Below are 681 nucleotides of genomic sequence, written 5' to 3'. Positions count from 1 at the left end.
GGCGTGCACGGCGTCGGCCAGCGGGGCGCCTGCCGAGGCCAGCCGCTGCGGACCGAGCACGGCCAGCACCGCGACGGCGACCAGCAGGTAGACGACGAGGGTGATCGCCAACGCGGTCGCGACGGCGCGGGGGATCGTGCGCGCCGGGTCACGGACCTCCTCGCCGAGGGTGGCGATGCGGGCGTAGCCGGCGAAGGCGAAGAACAGCAGCCCGCCGGCGCGCAGCACCCCGCCGGCCGTCACCGCCGCACCGTCCCCGCCCGGGCCGAGGCGGGCCGGGTCCGCCGCGCCCGAGGCCAGGCAGGCCACGACGACCGCGGCGAGTACAGCGAGCACCACCGCGACGATCAGCCGGGTCAGCAGCGCGCTGCGATGTACGCCGGCGAGGTTGGCCGCGGTCAGCGCGACGACCGCGGCGACGGCTACCGCATGCCGGTGCGCCGGCCAGGCGTACTCGCCGATGGTGAGCGCCATCGCCGCGCACGACGCCGTCTTGCCGACCACGAACGCCCAGCCGGCCAGGTACCCCCAGATCTCCCCGAGCCGTTCGCGGCCGTAGACATAGCTGCCGCCCGAGGTCGGGTAGCGCGCAGCCAGCCGCGCCGACGAGGTGGCGTTGCAGTAGGCGACGGCCGCGGCCAGGCCCAGCGCCGCCAGCAGCCGCCCCCCCCCCCCCCACCC

1 protein-coding gene is annotated in these 681 nt (G+C 77.4%); it reads right to left on the bottom strand.

The features are described 5' to 3' along the window. Positions 1-681, bottom strand: a 681-nt coding sequence (locus ND748_RS33310; RefSeq protein WP_251750193.1) for an APC family permease, incomplete at both ends; no start/stop codon positions are given.

Source organism: Frankia sp. AiPs1 (assembly GCF_023716945.1).
Lineage (GTDB): Bacteria > Actinomycetota > Actinomycetes > Frankiales > Frankiaceae > Frankia.
The sequence above is the reverse complement of the archived record's forward strand: the minus strand, read 5'-3'. Positions and strand labels throughout refer to the sequence as shown.